Here is a 17,195-nt window from a genome sequence, read left to right as displayed (position 1 = left end):
TTCCTCATCACAGAAGCGAAAATGCCTCAAAAACTCATCCCAAATCATCGCACGATAAATTCAAAACAGCTTCTTAGTTAGAAGCCAATACTTTTGTGCTATTGGCTTCTAACTAACTCCCTCTAGCTTCTTTTATCTGCTGGCATTTTGAGGATATTCATTTGAAAATCGCCTCTTTGAGCCTTGTAACCGCTTTCATGGCATCGCCTTGCTCTTCATTGAGCAGGGTGACGAACTTGCTTCCGATGATGCATCCGGCGGCGTGGGCAGAGGCGGTCTCGTAGGTCTGGCGGTTTGAGATGCCGAAGCCTATCATCCGCGGGTTGCGCAGGTTCATCGCTTCGATGCGGCGGAAGTATGCCTGCTTCTGCTCGTTGAAGTCGCGTTGCGCGCCGGTGATGGCGGCAGAAGATACCATATAGATAAACCCTTCGGTATGGCGGTCGATTTCGCGGATGCGTTCTTCGCTGGTTTCGGGGGTAATCAGCATAATGATGCGCAGGTCATAGCGTTCGGCTATGGGACGGTATTCTTCCATGTAGTCTTTGAAGGGAAGGTCGGGGATAATCATTCCGTCTATGCCGCATGCCTGGCAGCTTTGGCAAAAGTTCTCGAATCCGTATTGCATGATGGGGTTGAGGTAGCCCATCAGGATGAGGGGGATGCGTACGTTGTGGCGGATGCCTTCCAATTGGGCGAAAAGGCGGCGTAGGGTCATTCCGCCACGCAGGGCACGGGTGGCGGCGTCTTGGATGACGGGACCGTCTGCCATCGGGTCGCTGAAAGGGATGCCGATTTCTATCATATCCACACCTTGTGCTTCGAGGGTGCGGATGACATCGGCGGTGTTGTCGGGTGTGGGACATCCTGCACAGAAATAGATGGAGAGGATGTCGTGTTTCTTTTGTTCGAATAGTTGGTTGATACGGTTCATGGTGGTTAATAATTAATAATGTGTTAATTAATAATGTGATAATGTGTCAATGTGCTAATTCATTCTCTCATTGTCACATTGTTCATTGTCACATTGTTCATTGATACATTGTTTATTGATACATTGTTCATTGTCACATTGTTCATTGTCACATTGTTCATTGTCACATTGTTCATTGTCACATTGTTCATTGTCACATTGTTCATTGATACATTGTTTATTCTCTCTATAAATGCCTTCAGCTTTCCGGCATCCTTTACGGCGGGAGCGGTTTCGAAGCCGCTGTTCAGGTCGATGCCTGCCCACTGGGGATGATGGAAACGCCGCAATGCTTCGAGGCTTTCGGGGCAGATGCCTCCGCTCAGCAGAAACGGCACGTCGCCGAGATAGAAGCGAAGCAGGGACCAGTCGAACGCCTTGCCTGAGCCTCCGTATCCGGCACTCGGGGTGTCAAACAGCAGGTAGTCGCACAAGGGAAGGTAAGGAATGGTCTGCTCCAGGTCGGCAGGCGTGCGAGGTGCGAACGCCTTGATGAGGTGGAACCCGTGGCACCGCAGTTCGAGGCACAGCTCAGGGCTTTCGGTGCCATGCAGTTGCACGTAGTCGAGGCGCAGGGCTTCGGCACGTGCGGTTATGGTGTCGAAGCCGGCATTGACGAATACGCCGACGCGTTTGGCATGGCAGGGCAGATAGGCGGGTGTGTCCGCCACGAAGCGGGGCGAGCGTTCGTAGCAGATGAACCCTATCCAGTCGGCTCCGGTATTTTCTATGGCGCGGATGTTTTCGGGCTCGCGCATGCCGCATACTTTGATTATCATGTCGTTTGTTGTTTGGGCACCACAGATTACACAGATTTAGTGAAATGAACGTCCGTATTTTGTCCAATTTGTTTGTAGGGGCGTATTGCATACGCCCTGATAACGTCTTTGTGGGTTAGTTGGCGCATTCGGGCGTATGCGATACGCCCCTACAGCGGATGTGTGCGGAATTCATTTTTAATAAAATTGTCACTGTTGTGAATGGGTTATAATTAATTATTTTAATCTGTGGTGAGTAAATCTGCAATAAACCGGCTTAATGCTTCTCCCGGTTCGTCGGTCTTCATGAAGGTTTCGCCGATAAGGAAGCCGTCGAATCCTGCTTCGCGCAACCGAAGGAGGGTATCGGGGCTGGAAATGCCGCTTTCAGAGATTTTCACTATGCCTCGGGGCAATGCCTCGGCAAGCCGGAGCGAATGGGACGCATCGGTGTGGAAGGTGCCCAGGTGTCGGTTGTTGACTCCCACTACGTCGATGTATTCGTTCAAGTAATCCAGCTCTGCTTCGGTATGGATTTCCAGCAAGGTTTCCAGTCCCAGCGCGTGTGCTTCTTTTGCCAGCGTGAGGCACGCTTGGGGGGTAAGTGCAGAGGCTATCAAGAGGACGGCGTCCGCCTGTACTGCCTTTGCCTGCAACAATTGGTATCGGCTGATGATGAAGTCCTTGCGCAAGATGGGCAGGCTGGTCGTAGGACATGCCGTACGGATGTCCTTCAAGGTCCCGCCGAAGTATGCCTCATCGGTCAGGATGGAGAGTGCGGCGGCTCCTGCCTGCTGGTATGCGGCAGGTATTTTGCCGGCATCGGCGTCCTGATGAATCCAGCCCTTCGAAGGCGAACGGCGTTTGAACTCGGCGATGATGCCGGTAGGCGATGCCATAAGTGCCTGTTTAAGGCTGCGTGCCGGAACAGGTTCGCCCAGTTGTTTTTCAAGGAAGGCGGCAGATACCACTTTCTCTTGTCCGGCTATCTCGATGCGCTTGTGCGCGATGATTTCTTCTAAAATGTCTTTGCTCATAATTTTTTAGTTGACTAGGTGTTAGGTACTAGGGGACTAGGTTTTTAGATAGTTTGGTTTGTACTGGCAAAACTATTTAGAACCTAGTTGCCTAGTACCTATTCACCTGGTACCTGATTTAATTGTTTATCTCTACGAACTTGCAGAAGGTGCTCCATGCCTTTCCGCTTTCCAACGACTGGCGTGCCAGTGCCACACATTCTTCTATCGGCTTGCCGGGCTCGCGTGCCTGAATGGCGAACGAAGCGTTGATGAGCACACATTCGGTCTGCGCTTTCGTGGCACGGTTGCAGAGCACGTCGTCGAATATCCGGGCGGCTTCCTGCGGGCTTTTCCCTCCCGAAAGTTCTTCCTGGCGGGCAAGCGAGAAGCCTAAGTCTGCCGGGCGGTAAATGGTCTCGTAGCGGTTGGTCATCACCTTGAACTCGTCGGTGAGCGAGATTTCATCGTATCCGTCGAGGTTGTTCACTACGGCGAAACCGATACCCAGCTGCTGGAGCGTGTTGGTGTAGAGACGCATCTGGGCGAGGTCTGCCACTCCCAATAGCTGGTATGCCGGCTGGCAGGGATTGATGAGCGGTCCCAACAAGTTGAACAGGGTGCGCACCTGCAACGCCTTGCGCACGCCTGCCACGTGTTTCATTGCCGGATTGAAGAGGGGGGCATGGAGGTATGCCATGTGGCAGGTCTCAATGGAGCGGCGCAATCGGTCGGGGTCGGTAGTGAACCGCACGCCGTGTTGTTCCATTACGTTGCTGGCTCCGCTCACCGAAGTGGCGCCATAATTGCCGTGCTTGGCTACGGCGTAGCCTGCTCCTGCCACCACGAAGCAGGCGCAAGTGGAGATATTGAAGGTGTTCTTGCCGTCTCCTCCTGTCCCCACGATGTCGATGGGGCTGTAGTCGGAGAAATCGACGGGGATGCGTGTTTCAAGCAATGCCTGGCGGAAGCCGGCAAGTTCGTCTACTTTGATGCCCCTCATTTGGAATACGGTGAGCAGGGCGGCTATCTGTGTATCGTTGTATTTGCCTTGTGTGATGCCTTTCATCAGTCCGTATGCTTCGTTGTGCGAAAGCTCTTCGTGGGCAAATAGTCTTGTAAGTATTGCTTTCATATTGAGTGAGGTTTATAGTTCTTGAAACGCAGATTATCGCAGATTAACGCGGATTGAATTTTTATTATAGGGCATATCCGTAGAAATAAATTTTAATCTGCGGAAATCTGCGTTAATCTGAGTTTCACAATATGTTCTGTGACGCTTAGTGCTCCAGCCAGTTTTGCATGATGCGTTTCCCGTCGGGGGTCAGCACCGATTCGGGATGAAACTGGATGCCTCGGATGTCATATTCGCGGTGGCGCAATGCCATGATGTATCCCTCTTTGCTTAGGGCGAGTGTTTCGAGGCAGGAAGGCAAGGTGTCCTTGTCGACTACCCACGAGTGATAACGCCCTACGGGAATCTCACGGGGCAATCCTTGAAAGAGGTAATCGTCGGCGATGAGGTCTACCGGGCTTTGTATGCCATGGAATACGCTGGAAAGGTTTACCAGTTTTCCGCCGAACACTTCGCCGATCGCCTGTTCGCCCAGGCAGATGCCCAGTATAGGCTTCTTTCCGGCATAGGAACGGATTACGTCAAGCAATAATCCGGCTTCTTCGGGGATGCCCGGTCCGGGCGAGAGGACTATCTTGTCGTATGCTTCCAAGTCTTCCAACAGGAATTTGTCGTTGCGGAGCACGGTCACTTCAGCTCCCAATTCTTGCAGTATCTGGCTCAGGTTGTAGGTGAACGAGTCGTAGTTGTCTATAATAACGGTTTTCATTTTTTGAGTTCTTAAGTTTTTGAGTTTTTAAGTTCTTGCTTGAGTTTTTTAGTTCTTAAGTTTTTTAGTTCTTGAGTTGGTGTAAGATAATAACTTACAAACTCAAAAACTCAAAAACTTAAAAACTAAAGAACTTATAAACTCTCAGCAATCAGGATGGCTTTTTTCAAGGCTCCCAGTTTGTTGTTCACTTCTTGCAGTTCGTTCTCTTCGTTGCTCAGGGCGGTGATGCCTCCGCCTGCCTGGAACCAAAGTTCGTGGTTGCGGCTTACGAAGGTGCGGATGGTGATGGCCTGGTTCAGGGTTCCGTTCAGCCCGATGAAGCCGATGCAGCCTCCGTATGCACCGCGGTTGTGTGGCTCTATCTCGCTGATGAGTTGCATGGCACGTACTTTGGGAGCACCGCTCAATGTACCTGCCGGAAAGGTGTCGAAGAACGTGCGGATGGGATTGGCGTCGGCGTTCAGCGTGCCGCTTACCCGGCTCACGAGGTGGATAACGTGGCTATAATATTGCGGTTCTTTGTAGAAAGCTACGTGCGTGCCCGTGCAGTTCCGGCTTAGGTCGTTGCGTGCCAGGTCTACCAGCATCACGTGTTCGGCGTTCTCTTTCGGGTCGGCAAGCAGGGCTTCGGTCAGCTTTCGGTCGGTTTCCTTGTTTCCGCTCCTTCGGGTGGTGCCGGCAATGGGGTCGATGGTGGCTTGCCCGTCTTCTATCCTGCAATGGGTCTCGGGCGAAGAACCGAAGATGCGGAATCCTCCGAAATCGAAGTAGAACAGGTAAGGCGAGGGATTGATGCTGCGCAGGGCGCGGTAGAGCTTGAAGTCGTCTCCCTGGAAATGCTGGATGAAACGGCGTGAGAGTACGATTTGGAACACATCGCCCCGCAGGCAATGGGCGATTCCCTTGCGGATGTTTGCCTTGTGCGCTTCATCGGTCAGGGTACTGGTGGTTTCCCCTATGGGGTGGAAACCGTAGGTGGTATAATTACGGTCGTGGATGGCACGTTCTATCTCGCCAATATGGCTCGGCTCGCTTCCGTCGTTCATCTCGATGAGTACCATTTCGCTCTTGAAATCGTTGAATACGATGATGTACTTATACAGGATGTAGAGGATATCGGGTGCATCGTTCTTGGCTTCGGTGCTGTCTTTCACCTCCACTGGTTCGAAATAGCGCACGGCGTTGAACGAGGTATATCCATACACGCCGCAATAGTCGGCATATTCTCCTTCTACCCGGAAGCGGGCAAGGAAGCGGTTCATCACATCCTCCACCGTACATGCTTCGCTGATAGGAGTTTCTTCGCGCGAGTGGTCGGGATAGATAGCGGTAGCTACATCGTGGCTTACGCTGATACTGGCTATCGGGTTCAGCCCGATGAACGAACGGTTGTTTTCGCTCCCGTGATAGTCGGAGCTTTCCATCAAGGCGCTTTGCGGAAAGAGGTCGCGCACCTTCAGGTAGGTGCTGACCGGTGTATGCAGGTCGCCCAGCAGCACTTTATGATTGGTATGGTAATGGTAGGTCATTTTTTAGTTAATAATTAATAGTTAATAGTTTAATGTGCTAATAAACAATGTGGCAATGTGCTAATAGGCAATGTGCTAATAAACAATGCACATTCTCACATTAGCACATTCTCACATTTGCACATTCTCACATTTGCACATTAGCACATTATTCAAATACGTTTCCATGTCCTTGTCCCCTCGTCCCGATACGGTGAGCACCACGATGTCTTCGGGGCGGAAACTGACCTTCTCCAGTGCGCCCAATGCGTGTGCCGATTCCAGTGCGGGGATGATGCCTTCCAGACGGGTCAGTTCGTAGGCGGCACGGATGGCTTCGTCATCGTTGATGGCGAGCACCGTGGCACGGTGTTGTGTGGCAAGGTTGGCATGCAGGGGACCGATACCCGGATAGTCCAGCCCTGCCGATACCGAGTAGGGTTCCAGGATTTGTCCGTCTTCGTCTTGCATCACGAGGGTTTTCGCTCCGTGTATGATGCCCAGCCGTCCCAGTTGGATGGTGGCGGCAGAATATCCCGAATGGATGCCTTTTCCTCCCGCTTCGGCGAGTACGATTTTCACCTTGTCATTGTCCAGGTAATGATAGATGGTACCGGCGGCATTGCTTCCTCCGCCTACGCACGCTATCAGATAGTCGGGATAATCACGTCCCTCGTGCTCCATCAGTTGTTTTTTGATTTCTTCGCTGATGACCGATTGCAGGCGTGCCACCATGTCGGGGTAAGGATGAGGCCCTACGGTAGAACCTATTACGTAGTATGTGTCTTCGGGGTGGCAGCACCAGTCGCGTATGGCTTCATTGGTGGCATCCTTCAGGGTTTTGTTTCCCGAGGTGACCGGGCGCACTTCGGCTCCCAGCATCTTCATTTTTTCCACGTTGATGTGCTGACGTGCCACGTCGGTTTCGCCCATATACACCACGCATTCCATGTTCATCAGTGCGCAGACCGTAGCGGTCGCTACTCCGTGCTGCCCGGCTCCGGTTTCGGCGATGATGCGTTTCTTTCCCATTCGCCGTGCCAGCAGCACTTGCCCGATGGCGTTGTTTATCTTGTGTGCGCCTGTATGGTTCAGGTCCTCCCGCTTCAGGTAAATCTTGCATCCGTATTTCTCCGAAAGCCGGTTGGCAAGATACAGGGGAGAGGGACGTCCCACGTAGTCGCGCAACAATTGGGCGAACTCTTGCTTGAAATCATCGCTATCCAATACCCGTAGGTATGCATCTTTCAGTTCGGTCACGCACTGGTGAAGAATTTCGGGGATGTATGCTCCGCCGAAATTTCCATAATACCCGTTTGAGTCTACTTGATACTTTTTCCGATTCATATTTTGATTGTTTAAGTTATTGCCAATGGGGATAAAAACAAAAAAGGCTGTCGTAAGAACGACAGCCTTTTTTGTATGCCTTGATAAATGATTGTTGGTTATGAGAACAGACAGATACACACGGACTGGGTTAGCTTACGACTTTGGGAGTAGTAAGTAACGCCACCAACGATATGTATTTGTCATTACTGAGTTCATGAGTTTTTTGTTATGTTTCTGTTTAATTCGGGAGCAAATATAGCGATAATTTTTGAAGATGCAAACAAAATGGAATTTTTTTTGTTCTATATCCATAGAAGTTTATTTGTATAAACAAGAAAAAACAACTATCTTCGTAGTACATATATAATAAGGAGAAAATTATGAAACTATTCGGTTATTCAGTAGTGAGCAGCCTGTGTGCCCTGATAATGGGTATTCTGCTGGTAGTGTGGCCCGAGGCAGCCGTGATTTATTTGGTAATAACGGTAGGGGTATTGTTTTTGCTTCCGGGTTTGTACGGGATATTGGCTTATTTTTCTTCACGTGGCAATGTTTTTCCTGTTGTAGCACTGGGCAGTGCCTTGTTGGGGATATGGTTGATTGTAATGCCGGGCTTTTTTGTCAGTATTCTGATGTATGTGCTGGGCGCGTTGCTGGTGTTCGGAGGCGTCAGCCAGCTGATGGGTTTCATTTCGGCACGCAAGCTCGCAGGTAGTGTCCCAGGCATCTTTTATGTGATTCCGGTCTTGCTCCTGCTGGCAGGCATCCTGATTCTGGTGAATCCTTTCGAAGCGGCAAAAGTGCCTTTCATCGTTCTGGGCGTGTCTTCTATCGTTTACGGCTTGACCGACCTCTTCCGCATCATCCGCTACCGCCAAAAGAAAGAGGCGGGGATAACGGATGTGGAAGTGATAGACGAGCGGAGAGAAGGCTAATAGTTCAGTCCGAACGCCCATAGTGGGACGATGTTGGCGTAGCCGTTCTCGATGTCGTCCTTTACGATATACCCTTCTTGTACGCTTTCTATTTGTTTTTGCCCTTTTTTGCGTCCTCCGATTTCAAATACTTTGCCGTCTATTTCGAAGTCGGAGACGCTGGAACTGGTCACATTGTTTAGCACCCTTGTCTGGTTCATGAAGAAAGTTTCCCTTACATTGCCGATTTCCGCATGTTCGGGCGCTAATGTGTAAATCAGGTTGGAGTTGTCAAGATAAAGCTTTTCCACTTTTCCCAATCCTCGCAGTCCGCCTGTTGTATCATGAAGTTGGGCTATCATGCCTGCCTTTTCCATGTAAATCAAGTAATTCGGAATGTCGTTCCGGCTAATTCCCGTAGCTTCCGCCAATTTTTGCATGACGGGCTTGAAAGGCACACTTTTAGCTATTACCATCAAGAGGCTTTTCAGTTTTCTCCCTAAGGCAATGTTGGCCTGTATGTGTTGCGGAATGTCCACTTCCATCGTTTGATTGATGACCTGCATCAGTTCCATTTCATATTCTTCATCTTTGGCGAAAGGGTAATAGCCTCTGCGTAGATAATCTTTGAAAAGAGGCAGCGGATGCTCAACAGGAAGCACGGCTTTGTGCGCCAATATTTCGTTGAGGCTATAAACGGGGGTTTCTATCTGATGGAACAAATGCAGGTATTCGCGGAATGAAAGCCCCTGCATGGTGTAAATAGGCATCCTTCGGCTTAGGTCGGCAAGCCCTTTGTATATATCAAGGATAGACGAACCGGAGATAACCAGTTGCAAGTCATCGTAACTATCGTAAATCTGCTTAAGCTCTCTCGACCAACCTTCATACTTATGAATCTCGTCAATAAACAAATGTTTCCCTCCCATTTTCACAAAACGGTCCGCCAGTTCCACAAGCTTATGTTCGGCAAAATACAGATGGTCAGCAGATACATAGAGTGTATCTGCCGGATTGAGATTGAATTTAATATACTGCAAAAGCATCGTAGACTTGCCCACTCCCCGCGGTCCGACAATCCCGAAAGCACGTCCGTTCCATTTGATTTGGTTGTACTGGTAACGAAAGAACTCGGTAGGCGTATGTTTTAGTTTCCGGTTGAAAAACTCATATAGTTGTTCCATAATCGTGTGGTTTAGAAAACAAAGATACGGTTTTTGCATGAAAAAAATGCAGAATTCCTCGAAAACTGCACGAAAATGATGCAGAGTCTGCATTCCAGCGTCCGTTGGCATACTTATTTCCATGAAAAGTCTTGGTACATTTGGCTTTGCAGCTGGGTGATATTCTCTTTGCAGGTATCTAAGTTTTATATTCCAGCTGACGGAACGTATATTCCATGGGCTGGAATATACGTTCCACGGCGTGGAATGTACGTTCCAGCCCATGGAATATAAAACTTATAGCTGTGAGTGGATTATTAATTGTCTTTTTGAAGAAAATGATTTTGTGTATCAGGAAACAAAAGATTATTTTCGATAGAGATTCAGAAGCTGTTTTGATTTCATTCGATAAATTTGTTAAGCATGATTTGGATGAATGCAATCTGTACCATAGCTTCTGCGGTTTCAGCAAGGAATTCGTAATCGATGGTCAGCCTTCTGAAGTTTTCCAGCCATGAGAAAGAGCGTTCCACAACCCAGCGTTTGGGCAGTACCTGAAATTTGGACGGACATTCGTCTGGTCTGAGTACGACCTCCAATATCCATCCGAATTTCTTCTTGACCCAATCAGCCAAATCTCCCCTGTAGCCTCTGTCCGCCAATATTTTAACCAAGCGCGGAAATTTATAAGCGAGTTTTTCTATGGCTTGTGGGGCGCCCTTGCTGTCATGCAGGTTGGCTTCATGGATTGCGACGGCTAACGGAAGGCCGAGCGTATCGACTATGATGTGCTCTTTCCGTCCCTTGATTTTCTTGTTCCCGTCTATACCACGGTCAGAATCAACATGATGGGAGGTCTTTACGCTTCTGGAATCCATGATGCCAAGACTGGGACTTTCCTCCCGTCCCGCCTGTTTACGGATAAGGGAGTGCAAGGCATCCATCACCTCTTCAAACACACCTTCAAGCTTCCACTTGCGGAAGTAGTAATAGACGGTTTGCCAAGGGGCGAAGTCAGAAGGAAGCATACGCCACTGGCAGCCGGTCTTGTTGATATAAAGGATGGCATTCATTATCTCTTTAAGTGAATGTTTTCGGTTCCTCGCTTGCGGCTCTAAAATATTTTTTATAACTTGCGACTGTTTTTCAGTCAGGTCGGTTGGATACTGTGTCATAACTTTATTGTTTGGTACCTTTAAAGATATAACATTTTTCCAATTGACCGACTGATTTGAGATCTGAAGATGCTTATAACATTATTCTTGAATCAATTCAAAACAGTTTCTTAGATTGAAGAGGATTATCTTCTCTAGCGGAGAAGATAATCCCATATTCAGTATCAGATAATTACATTGTATGTATGCCTGATATGAGTATTTTTAATCCTCTTGCATCCCACAAGGTTTCATTTGATTTGTAGGATTCGAACAGGTTGTTGTTTTACTTCATCCAGTGGGACGGCTTGATAGGCGACTTTTGAAAAATCAATATCTTTGAGTCGGATACTACGTATCTCGCTGTTGTACATCGTACGGTAATAAATAATACGGTGTTTCATGTCTGTAGCCGAAGTCCATTGGGTCGCACTGGGAATGTCGGCGGGGATTTTTCCTCCGGTAAATTCAATGCCTACGGGAATGTCGAAATTGTTCAATATCTGGAATGACTGGAGAACCGTTTTTAGTGCGTTTTCCTGTTTGGGTGCCGTGGCTTGATAGAATGCAGCTCTTACGAAACGTGAAGGAGGAGTCACATCACCTGGGATACCGAGGAATCCGCTTCCTGCCCCGAAAGAAGCCAGTCGCGTATCGCCCAATGATTGGGAAGGAGCTGAACCGGGATAGAGGTTCACGTAGTTATTAAGGTTGGTCAGGTGCCATTCGAATCCGGGTGAATTGGTCAGTACGCCTAGGTCGTTTTCGTAAAACCGGGCTTTTCCTTGAACGAGTTCCAGTACAATTTGTCGTCCGCTGACATCGGTAAACCGCCAATGAACGGTAGAAGCACGCGGGTCGATACTGATGATGTGTGCTTCGTTTACTTTTTCTGTCACTTCTTCCAGTGTAGCACATTCGCCCAATATCCAAGCAACCAGTTGCAGGTCGGCTATGCTGGTATCTTTTTGGGCAGGGTTGTAAGTTTCGTATTCTCCATAATTGGGAAAATAAAATAGTCCGGCAGATAAGCCGGCTTCATTGATACCTTCGGCAATGAAGTCTTTTTGTTCTACTGCAAGCCCTACATAACCATAACGTGCAGTAAATGTCATGCCTTTGTTTCCATCGGGAGTAAGCGAATGCATTGTATAGCCTCGTGGTACAATGATATACTGGCTGTTCAGGTCGCTGCCTCCCCATTCGATGGTACGGGCTACGATGGTGGTACTGTCTTGGCTGATCAGGGTGATTCCTGTACAGGCATTTGCCGGGAGCGATACGTTGAGCATGCCGGCGAAGGCTAAGATTGAAATGATGGATGGTGTTTTCATGGTTTTTGAGTTTTTAAGTTTTTGAGTTTTTAAGTTTTGGGGTTTTTGAGTTTGAGCGTTCTTAAAGGGCTTCCCGACTTATAAACTTATTAACAATCTATGTGGTTAAATGGTTCAAGTTTTCATCAGATAGAGTTTTCCGTTCTCTTGCTTGATGCGTTCTTCCGAAAGCAGGTACGTCAGTACGTTCAGAATTTTTTCTTCGGGTACAGACAAGGCATGAATCACTTCCTGTGGGGTGTGGGGATGTCTGTTCAGCAAGTTTTTTATATCGGAGGCAATGTCTTCGTATTCACCTTTTTTTAATCCGGATGTATGTTTCTCAAGGCATACGTCACATTGTCCGCAATTATGTTCATTATTTTCACCGAAATAATGCAGCAGCATCCGGCTTCGGCACTGGTCGTTGCTCTCGGCATATTCCAACATTGCCTGTATGCGTTTTTCATAACTTCTTTTCCGGTCTTCGTATACTTCTTTGTTTAATACAATACGGTTCGTGTCTTGCCTCTCGCGTGTATATATAATATAAGGAGTCTTTTTGCCCGGTATATAGTGTAGGATATGTCGTTTGGTCAAAAGGATGAGCGTATCATATACCTGTTGGCGTGAAAGTCCGCTTCTTTGGGCTAAAGTTTCTTCATTGATGTATGCATAATCGCTGAACAGGCCGGTGTACGAGCGCAGGATAATGCGGAGCAGTTTTTCTGTATCCTGGTTATGCTCTTCCATACGGTATAATTCATCGCGGCGCAGGGTGAAAATAAGACGGGAGGCATTGTCTTGTTCATCGGTATATTCCAGGTATCCTGCGCGGGTCAGTATTTTCAGGGCACTGTCTACGCGAACTGGAAAATGCTTGAAGCGCTGACAGAACTCATCGATGTTGAAAGCGAAAGTACATCCTCTGCCATCACCCATGGCCATCTGGTAATAGTAGTTGATGTGTTCATATACTTGGCGGATATAGTCTTTTTCTGGAAAGGTATCACTTATCCGTTTTTTCAAAATAGTCTTGTCACTTTGTGCATACAGTAAGACCGCGTATGCTTTTTGTCCATCACGTCCCGCACGTCCGGCTTCTTGAAAATAGGCTTCCGGTGAATCTGGGAAATCGATATGAATAACCAGCCGCACGTCCGGTTTATCAATGCCCATCCCGAAGGCATTGGTAGCCACCATTACACGATACGTACCTGCCTGCCAGCCTTTTTGTCGCAAGTCTTTGGTTTTGTTGTCTAGTCCGGCATGGTAGAAAGTGGCACTGATATCGTGCTGGTTTAGGAATAGTGATATTTCTTTGGTGCGTTTCCGGTTTCGTGTATAGACGATTGCAGAACCTTGCACTTGGTTAAGGATATGTAGCAATTCACCGCTTTTGTCTTCCGTGCGGCGGACAATATAGGCAAGGTTTTTGCGCTCGAAACTCATCCGGAATACGTTTTCTTCGCGGAAGGCAAGCCGTACTTGGATGTCCTTTACCACTTCGGGGGTAGCTGTAGCTGTCAGTGCCAGTACGGGTACATCGGGCAAGAGTTTGCGCACATCGGCTATTTTCAGGTAGGCAGGACGGAAATCATATCCCCATTGCGAAATGCAGTGTGATTCGTCTACTGTTATCATGCTTACTTTCATACTGCGCAACTTGTTCTGGAAGATTTCGGTGCCGAGCCGTTCGGGTGAAATGTATAGAAACTTATAGTCACCGAAGATGCAGTTTTCCAGTGCAATGACAATCTCCTCACGCGTCATACCCGAGTAGACTGCCTGTGCCTTGATACCGTGTTTTCGCAGGTTTTGTACTTGGTCTTTCATCAGGGCAATCAGCGGAGTGATGACCAGGCATAGTCCGGGATTCGCCAGGGCAGGCACTTGAAAGGTAATGGACTTTCCACCGCCCGTAGGCATCAGCCCTAACGTGTCACGTCCACTACCGATACTGGAGATAATGTCTTCCTGTATGCCTCGGAAATTGTCATATCCCCAGTAGTGTTTCAATATGCTTTTATAATCGGTCATGTCTGTTTGCTCGGTTTAATATCCTCTATTTGTAACTGAATGTCTCCTCGTTTATGAGTGTTTTCTTCAATGGTATAGCAGATATTAAACGATTGTTTGGTCTTGATATAACGAGCCTGCGAACTTTGTCCGAATGCGATTCCGTTCATCACATTGTTTGACTTGTTGTCTACCAATTCCAATTTGATATGCTCCTGGTCACGTCCTACTACTTTACTCGTGCCATAATCGTAAACGTTCAGCGTAGAGAATACCGGTTTCGGGTTTTCAGGTCCGAAAGGATTGAACTTCTTCAAGTCGAAGAAGAATTTCGGAGTGATATCCCTGAAATCCAGTTGGGCATCGATATCAATGGTGGCACTGGTCTGTTCAGGCAGGATATGGTCGGTTACATACTCTTCGAAACGCCGGGTAAACTCCGGTACGTTTTCTATTTTCATCGAAAGCCCTGCGGCATATGTATGTCCGCCGAAGTTTTCCAGCAAATCCCGGCAATATTCGATGGCTTTATATACATCAAATCCCGATACCGAACGTGCAGAGCCGGTGGCAAGATTATCGGTTCGTGTCAATACAACAGCAGGTCGGTAATAGATTTCCGTCAGACGTGATGCAACGATACCGATTACTCCTTTGTGCCAGGCTTCGTTGTAAATGACAATAGATCGCCGTTCGGACAAATTGTCCAAATGGTCGACAATCTTGTTTGCCTCTTCCGTCATATTCTTATCCAGGTCTTTCCGTGTTTCATTATACCGGTTGATCTGATTTGCTTTTTCCAATGCTGCAGGGAAATCTTTTTCCGTGAGCAGGTCTACGGCTTCCTTTCCATTCTGTATACGGCCGGACGCATTGATGCGGGGACCTATCTTAAAGATAATGTCACTCATACTGAGTTCCCTGTCGGACAAGCCGCATACATCGATGATGGCTTTCAGTCCTACGCTGGGGTTGGTATTCAGTTGGCGTAAGCCATGATAAGCCAGTACCCGGTTTTCTCCCATGATGGGTACAATATCAGATGCGATGCTTACTGCTACCAAGTCTAACAGAGGAGTCAGTTGATGAAACTCTATCCCGTTGTTCAGTGCAAAGGCTTGCATAAACTTGAAGCCCACTCCACAACCCGACAAGTGATCGTAAGGATAAGTCGAGTCAAACCGTTTCGGGTTCAAGATGGCAACCGCGACCGGCAATGTATCATCGGGTACATGATGGTCGCAGATGATAAAATCGATACCTTTTTCCTTGGCATAGGCGATTTCCTCTACCGCTTTGATGCCACAATCCAACACAATAATCAGCTTTACGCCGGTTTCGTACGCATAATCCACTCCTTTTTTCGATACTCCATACCCTTCGTTATAACGGTCGGGGATGTAATAGTCGATGTTCGAATAGAACTGCTGGAGGAATTTGTATACCAGTGCAACGGCGGTTGTGCCGTCCACGTCATAGTCTCCATACACCATGATGCGCTCTTTCCGTCCCATGGCTTTATTCAGGCGCTCCACGGCTAGACTCATGTCTTTCATGAGAAACGGGTCGTGCAGTTCGTTCAGTTGCGGGCGGAAAAAGCGTTTGGCTTCACCAGCCGAGGTAATACCTCTTTGTAAGAGCAGCCGGCAAAGAATTGGGCTGATGCCAATTTCTTTCGCCAGAGCCTTAGCTGCTTCCCGTTCTTCGAGTGTAGGAGGTTGATAGTTCCATTTGTAGTTCATTTATATATTTTTTTTCTTTCTTTTTCTGCATTCAAAGGAGCGGGGTATGAATACTTGAAAATATGCCCTGCTCTTTCAACTTGTAAAAGTAAGAAAAAAGCAAGAAAAAAACGGCTAATTCCCGAATTATTTTCAGGAACCAGCCGTTTAATTATTTATAAATATTCTATATTATTGATTTACAGCCCCAGTTTTTTGGCTATATCTGCCGGGATTGCTTTTTTATGTACCAGTATATTCATAGTTTTATAAGCGACGAAAGTTTTCGATGCATACCAGATGCCTTTGTACTTGCCTTCCGTGCCCCATGAATTTTTTACCATAAAGTATTCTTTTCCGTTCTGGTCTTTGGCGATGCCGTAGATGACCATGCCGTGGTCGTCGGTCGTTTCCCAATTGTCGAAAGCTTCCTGGCGCATCTCTTGGGTTACGGTGATTTCCGGAAGTGGTTTGGCAGTAAGCTCTTTGCGTTTGTCTGCAGGGCTCAAACCCAGCCAATGTGCCATATCCGAGCCTGTCAGTTCGGCGCCTTTTTCCACATCGGGGCATACGGCAACTCCATTGCGTGTGAAGCCTTGTTCGCTTACATCAGCTCCCCAGGCGAATGTGTATCCATTGTTGATGGCGTTTTCCATTACTGCCATCAGTTCGTCAATGGGAAGGTTATACGACAAAGCGTTGCGCCAGTTGTCTTGCACTTCGATGCTGAACTGTTTGTAGAACGGATGGTGTGTGTACGAGGTCAGCGAAACATAGTCATCCATATTCAATCCCAATACTTCATCGGCGAAGGTTCGCGGTGTGTAGGTCTTGCCTTTATAGGTGAATTGTTCCGGACATTTGCCCAGGTAAGTATCGTAAATGGCACATACTCCGTTTTTCCAGACTGGACTTAATTTTTTCAATTTGCCTTTGGCTATGGCATCTACATACCCTGAAGCTACGGCATCCAGTTCGTTGTGGTTCGGGAGTGAATCGCCGTACATGATGCCCGGCATGGCTTCTTGGGGCACCATTCCATAGTTTTCGTAACAGTATACGATATCTTCAAAACTTCCGCCCGGCGAGAAGGAAGCATCGCCGTGATAACGCACGTAGTTTACGGCACGGTCTTCCATCGTATGATGTACAACGAACATTTCCGACAAGTCGAACTCTCCTTTTCCCAACCGGAGCAGTTCCGATTCGAAGAAACCGAGGGTAGAGAACGACCAGCACGTGCTCGACTGGTTTTGGTCTTTGATGGAAGTAATCGGGTTTTCTTTTACCGTAGTAAATACAAATCCTTCTTCTTCTGTCTTGTCTTTCTTAGGACCTTTGGCATATACATTGCTAAAGCAGATGCCCATTGCTAAAATTGCGATAAGTTTATTCATTGTTATTTATAGAGTTAATAGTTAATAATTAATACTTAATAACGGCGGATGCTTTCGATTTCCGCTATTCACCATTAATTATT

Annotated in this window: 14 protein-coding genes and 1 pseudogene; 2 read left to right on the top strand and 13 right to left on the bottom strand. The window is 47.7% G+C overall.

Going from position 1 to position 17,195, the window contains the following annotated elements; all coding sequences use genetic code 11:
* Positions 1-157: 157 nt before the first annotated feature.
* Positions 158-934: a tryptophan synthase subunit alpha gene (gene trpA, locus H9625_RS06590; RefSeq protein WP_191763524.1), complete on the bottom strand. Its 777-nt coding sequence runs from the start codon at positions 932-934 to the stop codon at positions 158-160.
* Positions 935-1,004: 70 nt separating this feature from the next.
* Between trpA and H9625_RS18040 the strand changes: the two genes are divergently transcribed.
* Positions 1,005-1,166 (top strand): pentapeptide repeat-containing protein, encoded by a 162-nt coding sequence (locus tag H9625_RS18040; RefSeq protein WP_225226316.1) that lies wholly within the window; start codon positions 1,005-1,007, stop codon positions 1,164-1,166.
* Here the strand turns inward: H9625_RS18040 and H9625_RS06580 are convergent.
* The 6 genes and pseudogenes from H9625_RS06580 to trpB all read right to left on the bottom strand — a co-directional run.
* Positions 1,153-1,752, bottom strand: a pseudogene (locus H9625_RS06580) (phosphoribosylanthranilate isomerase); the annotation flags it as partial. The gene H9625_RS18040 and the pseudogene H9625_RS06580 sit on opposite strands and share 14 nt — an antisense overlap.
* Positions 1,753-1,973: 221 nt before the next feature.
* Positions 1,974-2,768: an indole-3-glycerol phosphate synthase TrpC gene (gene trpC, locus H9625_RS06575; RefSeq protein ID WP_191763522.1), complete on the bottom strand. Its 795-nt coding sequence runs from the start codon at positions 2,766-2,768 to the stop codon at positions 1,974-1,976.
* Between the two features lie 118 nt (positions 2,769-2,886).
* Positions 2,887-3,882 carry an anthranilate phosphoribosyltransferase gene (gene trpD, locus H9625_RS06570; protein ID WP_191763520.1) on the bottom strand — a complete coding sequence of 332 codons (996 nt, stop codon included), beginning with the start codon at positions 3,880-3,882 and terminating at the stop codon, positions 2,887-2,889.
* Between the two features lie 145 nt (positions 3,883-4,027).
* Positions 4,028-4,591 (bottom strand): anthranilate synthase component II, encoded by a 564-nt coding sequence (locus H9625_RS06565; RefSeq protein WP_087251061.1) that lies wholly within the window; start codon positions 4,589-4,591, stop codon positions 4,028-4,030.
* A 134-nt stretch (positions 4,592-4,725) separates the two neighbouring features.
* Complete coding sequence (locus H9625_RS06560) at positions 4,726-6,123, bottom strand: anthranilate synthase component I family protein (RefSeq protein ID WP_022040673.1); 1,398 nt, start codon at positions 6,121-6,123, stop codon at positions 4,726-4,728.
* 111 nt (positions 6,124-6,234) lie between these two features.
* Positions 6,235-7,449, bottom strand: a complete 1,215-nt coding sequence (gene trpB, locus H9625_RS06555) for a tryptophan synthase subunit beta (RefSeq protein ID WP_191763518.1) — start codon at positions 7,447-7,449, stop codon at positions 6,235-6,237.
* 362 nt (positions 7,450-7,811) lie between these two features.
* Between trpB and H9625_RS06550 the strand changes: the two genes are divergently transcribed.
* Entirely contained in the window at positions 7,812-8,366 is a 555-nt protein-coding gene (locus H9625_RS06550; protein ID WP_022040671.1) for an HdeD family acid-resistance protein, read from the top strand.
* Here H9625_RS06550 and H9625_RS06545 read toward each other — a convergent pair.
* The 6 genes from H9625_RS06545 to H9625_RS06520 form a co-directional block, all read right to left on the bottom strand.
* Complete coding sequence (locus H9625_RS06545) at positions 8,363-9,529, bottom strand: ATP-binding protein (RefSeq protein ID WP_022040670.1); 1,167 nt, start codon at positions 9,527-9,529, stop codon at positions 8,363-8,365. The genes H9625_RS06550 and H9625_RS06545 overlap by 4 nt on opposite strands.
* Positions 9,530-9,909: 380 nt before the next feature.
* Entirely contained in the window at positions 9,910-10,683 is a 774-nt protein-coding gene (locus tag H9625_RS06540) for an IS5 family transposase (RefSeq protein WP_191763516.1), read from the bottom strand.
* 230 nt (positions 10,684-10,913) lie between these two features.
* Positions 10,914-11,996: a linear amide C-N hydrolase gene (locus H9625_RS06535; RefSeq protein ID WP_191763514.1), complete on the bottom strand. Its 1,083-nt coding sequence runs from the start codon at positions 11,994-11,996 to the stop codon at positions 10,914-10,916.
* A 114-nt stretch (positions 11,997-12,110) separates the two neighbouring features.
* On the bottom strand, positions 12,111-14,015 hold the full coding sequence (locus H9625_RS06530) for a RecQ family ATP-dependent DNA helicase (RefSeq protein WP_191763512.1): 1,905 nt from the start codon (positions 14,013-14,015) through the stop codon (positions 12,111-12,113).
* Positions 14,012-15,736, bottom strand: coding sequence for a single-stranded-DNA-specific exonuclease RecJ (gene recJ / locus H9625_RS06525; RefSeq protein WP_191763510.1), 1,725 nt, complete (start codon positions 15,734-15,736; stop codon positions 14,012-14,014). Before recJ ends, H9625_RS06530 begins: the two co-directional genes overlap by 4 nt.
* A gap of 179 nt (positions 15,737-15,915) precedes the next feature.
* Positions 15,916-17,112 carry a C1 family peptidase gene (locus tag H9625_RS06520; protein ID WP_022039666.1) on the bottom strand — a complete coding sequence of 399 codons (1,197 nt, stop codon included), beginning with the start codon at positions 17,110-17,112 and terminating at the stop codon, positions 15,916-15,918.
* Between the last annotated feature and the right edge of the window lie 83 nt (positions 17,113-17,195).

The organism is Phocaeicola intestinalis, assembly GCF_014837065.1.
Taxonomy (GTDB): Bacteria; Bacteroidota; Bacteroidia; order Bacteroidales; family Bacteroidaceae; genus Phocaeicola; species Phocaeicola intestinalis.
The sequence above is the reverse complement of the archived record's forward strand: the minus strand, read 5'-3'. Positions and strand labels throughout refer to the sequence as shown.

Excerpts from the sequence above, each read along its gene's own strand:
- trpA (WP_191763524.1), bottom strand. The coding sequence starts at position 934 with ATGAACCGTATCAACCAACTATTCGAACAAAAGAAACACGACATCCTC.
- trpC (WP_191763522.1), bottom strand. The coding sequence starts at position 2,768 with ATGAGCAAAGACATTTTAGAAGAAATCATCGCGCACAAGCGCATCGAG.
- trpD (WP_191763520.1), bottom strand. The coding sequence starts at position 3,882 with ATGAAAGCAATACTTACAAGACTATTTGCCCACGAAGAGCTTTCGCAC.
- H9625_RS06565 (WP_087251061.1), bottom strand. The coding sequence starts at position 4,591 with ATGAAAACCGTTATTATAGACAACTACGACTCGTTCACCTACAACCTG.
- H9625_RS06560 (WP_022040673.1), bottom strand. The coding sequence starts at position 6,123 with ATGACCTACCATTACCATACCAATCATAAAGTGCTGCTGGGCGACCTG.
- trpB (WP_191763518.1), bottom strand. The coding sequence starts at position 7,449 with ATGAATCGGAAAAAGTATCAAGTAGACTCAAACGGGTATTATGGAAAT.
- H9625_RS06550 (WP_022040671.1), top strand. The coding sequence starts at position 7,812 with ATGAAACTATTCGGTTATTCAGTAGTGAGCAGCCTGTGTGCCCTGATA.
- H9625_RS06545 (WP_022040670.1), bottom strand. The coding sequence starts at position 9,529 with ATGGAACAACTATATGAGTTTTTCAACCGGAAACTAAAACATACGCCT.
- H9625_RS06540 (WP_191763516.1), bottom strand. The coding sequence starts at position 10,683 with ATGACACAGTATCCAACCGACCTGACTGAAAAACAGTCGCAAGTTATA.
- H9625_RS06535 (WP_191763514.1), bottom strand. The coding sequence starts at position 11,996 with ATGAAAACACCATCCATCATTTCAATCTTAGCCTTCGCCGGCATGCTC.
- H9625_RS06530 (WP_191763512.1), bottom strand. The coding sequence starts at position 14,015 with ATGACCGATTATAAAAGCATATTGAAACACTACTGGGGATATGACAAT.
- recJ (WP_191763510.1), bottom strand. The coding sequence starts at position 15,736 with ATGAACTACAAATGGAACTATCAACCTCCTACACTCGAAGAACGGGAA.
- H9625_RS06520 (WP_022039666.1), bottom strand. The coding sequence starts at position 17,112 with ATGAATAAACTTATCGCAATTTTAGCAATGGGCATCTGCTTTAGCAAT.